2 protein-coding genes and 1 pseudogene are annotated in these 3470 nt (G+C 68.8%); 1 reads left to right on the top strand and 2 read right to left on the bottom strand.

All coding sequences use genetic code 11. The features are described 5' to 3' along the window. Together VGD85_RS10915 and VGD85_RS10910 are read right to left on the bottom strand one after the other, a co-directional pair. Positions 1 to 209: pseudogene (locus tag VGD85_RS10915) on the bottom strand (inositol-3-phosphate synthase); the annotation flags it as partial. A 59-nt stretch (positions 210 to 268) separates the two neighbouring features. Beyond that, positions 269 to 919: a PadR family transcriptional regulator gene (locus VGD85_RS10910; protein WP_331063464.1), complete on the bottom strand. Its 651-nt coding sequence runs from the start codon at positions 917 to 919 to the stop codon at positions 269 to 271. Between the two features lie 171 nt (positions 920 to 1090). Here VGD85_RS10910 and VGD85_RS10905 point away from each other — a divergent pair, with 171 nt between their 5' ends. Continuing rightward, entirely contained in the window at positions 1091 to 3469 is a 2379-nt protein-coding gene (locus tag VGD85_RS10905) for a transglycosylase domain-containing protein (RefSeq protein ID WP_331063463.1), read from the top strand. The last annotated feature ends 1 nt before the right edge of the window (position 3470 follow it).

Here is a 3470-nt window from a genome sequence, read left to right as displayed (position 1 = left end):
GCCTCGGAGAGGTCCTTGCCGACCTTCTTGTCGTCGACGTCGAACGCCGCGACGAACTCCACGTCCTTGACGTGGTAGTCACCGAAGGTCACGTGCATCAGGCCCGGCACCGTTCCCGTCGGGTCGGCGTCCCGGTAGTAGTGCACGCCCTGGACCAGGGAGGAGGCGCAGTTGCCCACTCCCACGATTGCTACACGAACCGAACCCATCGGGCTGTTCCTTTCCGTCGTCCGCCACGGTGGTCGGACTGCTCGTCTGAGGCGAGGCGCTACTTCTGGCCGCTGACCTCGGGGGGCTGCACCGCGGCCGGTTCTGCCACGGTGGGGTTGGCGGTCAGGTTGCCGCCGGTGGTGGTGCTGGAGTTGGTGCTGGTGTCGTGCTCGCCGCTGCGCTCGGCGTTGATCAGGTCCGAGAGCCAGCGGACCTCGCGCTCGACCGACTCGACGCCATGGCGCTGCAGCTCGATGGCGTACCTGTCGACCTCCTTCTGGGTCATCGACAGCTGGCTCTGCACCCGGTCGAGCCGCTCCTGGAGGCGAGTACGGCGTCCCTCGAGGACGCGCAGCCGGATCTCCATGTCGGTGCGGCTGAAGAACGCGAAACGGATGTCGAAGTTGTCGTCCTCCCACGCGGTGGGGCCGACCTCGGTCATCAGGCGCTCGAACTCACGCTGCCCGGACTCGGTGAGCTGGTAGACGATCCGCGGCCGCCGGGTCACGGGCGTGACCGTGGTGGCGGCCTCCTCGATCAGAGCGCCGCGCAGCATCTTCTTCAGGGTCGGGTAGAGCGACCCGTAGGAGAGGACCCGACCCCATCCGAGCATGAGGTTGAGCCGCTTGCGGAGCTCGTAGCCGTGCATCGGTCCCTCGTGCAGCAGCCCGAGGACTGCCAGCTCGATGGTCTCCGCACGACGTGCCATGCGACCTATCGTAGCGATATATCCGCGCGTTGCGAACCGGTGACCGGTACGACGGGCCCATGAGACGCGGCTCACGCTCCCCCGGCCAGATGTTGGGCGGTCGCGGAGGGGGACCGTACGCTGGCGAGGATCTCGACCCCGACCAGCCCCCGACCAGCGGAGCCAACGACTGTGAGTGGTAAGCGCAGGGCCGACGGCCCCGCCAGCAAGACGACTTCGGGCAAGCCGCCCAAACCGGGCAAGCCGGGCGCGAAGCCGAAGCGTCCCCTCACCCGCAAGCAGAAGGTCCTGCGGGTCGCCAAGTGGGCCTCCATCGTCGGCCTGGTCTGCGTGCTGCTCGCGGTCGGCGCGTTCGTGGTGCTCTACCGGGCGATCGACATCCCGGACCCGAACAAGGACTTCAAGGCCCAGACGTCGTTCGTCTACTACGCCGACGGCAAGGACGAGATCGGCAACTTCGCGACGCAGAACCGCGAGTCGATCCCGCTCAAGCAGATGCCACAGACCCTCCAGGACGCGGTCGTCGCGGCCGAGAACCGGTCGTTCTGGACCGACAAGGGCATCGACCCCAGGGGCATCCTCCGGGCGGCCTTCAGCAACGCGAAGGGCAACTCGACCCAGGGCGCGTCGACGATCACCCAGCAGTACGTGAAGATCCTCTACCTCAACCAGGAGCGCTCCTACACCCGCAAGGTGAAGGAGGCGATCCTCTCGCTGAAGATCCAGCGGACCAAGAGCAAGTCGGAGATCCTCGAGGGCTACCTCAACACCATCTACTTCGGACGCGGCGCCTACGGAGTCCAGGCCGCCTCGCGCGCGTTCTTCAACAAGGACGCCGAGGACCTCTCCCTCAAGGAGTCCGCGGTCCTGGCCAGCGTGCTGAACAACCCCTCGCGCTTCGACCCGGCGAACGGCAAGGCCAACCGCGCCGCGCTCAAGGAGCGCTACGACTACGTCCTGAGCGGGATGGCCGACGCCGGCAACATCACCGCCGACCAGGCGGCGAAGGCCGAGAAGTCGCTGCCGAAGTTCCCGAAGATCGAGGCCCAGAGCAAATACGGCGACCAGCGCGGTCACATGCTCAAGCTGGTCCGCGACGAGCTGCACGAGCTCGGCTACTCCGACGCCCAGATCGACAGCCAGGGCCTGCGGATCACGACCACGTTCACCCAGAAGGCGATGGACGCGGCCGAGGCCGGGGTCCTGGAGCAGCGGCCCGAGGGCTTCAAGGACAAGGAGCTGCACATCGGGGTCGCCAGCGTCGAGCCCGGGACCGGCGCGCTGCGCGGCTTCTACGGCGGCCAGGACTTCCTCGACTCCCAGATCAACTGGGCCGCGACCGGCGGCATGGTCGGCTCGACCATCAAGCCGCTCACCGTCGCGACCGCCCTGGAGAACGGCTTCTCCCTCAAGGACACCTTCGAGGGCAACTCGCCGTACCTGTTCCCCGACGGGCACCCCGTGGTCAACGAGGGCCCCGGCGATGGCAACGACTACGGCGCCAAGGTCAACCTGGTCTACGCGACCGAGCAGTCGATCAACACGGCGTTCGTCGACATGTCGAACTCGATCCCGGACGGCCCCGAGAAGATCCTCGAGACCGCCAACAAGGTCGGCATCCCGCCGCGCGAGCCGACCCAGAAGTACCCCGGCATCCCGGACAAGAGCATCGACCTCGAGCCCGACTCGCTGATCACGCTGGGCAAGGCCCGGATCAGCCCGATCAACATGGCCAACGCCTACGCGACGATCGCGAACGGCGGCGAGCGCGCCGAGGTGCACGTCATCGACAAGATCGTCAGCCGCAAGGGCGAGGTGCTCTACCAGTACAAGCAGCACACCACCCAGGCGTTCGACGACTTCGCCGAGGGCCAGGACATCACCACCGCCACGGGCGAGAAGGCGACCGGCGAGGACATCGCCGCCGACACGTCCTACGCGATGCAGCAGGTGGTGCAGAACGGCACGGGCCGCAACGCGCTGGCGCTCGGCCGGCCCGCGGCCGGCAAGACCGGCACGGCCACCAACGACGACGGCAACGTCTCCTCGTCGTGGTTCGTCGGCTTCACCCCGCAACTCGCGACCGCCGTCATGTACGTCCGCGGCGACGGCGACAACGCGCTGGACGGCTGGCTGCCGTCGTACTTCGGCGCGGACTACCCGACCCGGACCTGGGCCGCGGTGATGTCCCGGGCGCTGGAGGGCACCGACGTCGAGGACTTCCCGGAGCCGGCGAACGTCGACGGCGAGGCGCCGGCCGACGGCCACGAGCCCTACACGCCGCCGCCGGCGCCGACGAAGACCCCGAAGCCCACGAAGACGCCGTCCGAGACGCCCAGCGAGACGCCCAGCGAGACGCCGAGTGAGACGCCGACGCCCAGCGAGTCGCCCAGCGACACCTGCGGCGTGCTCGGGTGTCCGTCGCCGTCCGACTCGCCGACGTCCTCCGGCAGCCCCAGCACGCCGCCGAGCGGTGGCGCCGGTGGTGGCGGTGGTGGTGGCGGCCAGGGCGGCGGTCGCGGGCGCGGGCGCCGCGTGCGGCGCGGCTGAT

Origin of the sequence: Nocardioides sp. (genome assembly GCF_036401255.1) — a bacterium.
Lineage (GTDB): Bacteria > Actinomycetota > Actinomycetes > Propionibacteriales > Nocardioidaceae > Nocardioides.
This window is presented reverse-complemented; position numbering and strand designations above follow the sequence as displayed.

Bases quoted from the DNA above. Each gene is read 5' to 3' on its own strand.
- VGD85_RS10910 (WP_331063464.1), bottom strand. From the start codon at position 919: ATGGCACGTCGTGCGGAGACCATCGAGCTGGCAGTCCTCGGGCTGCTG.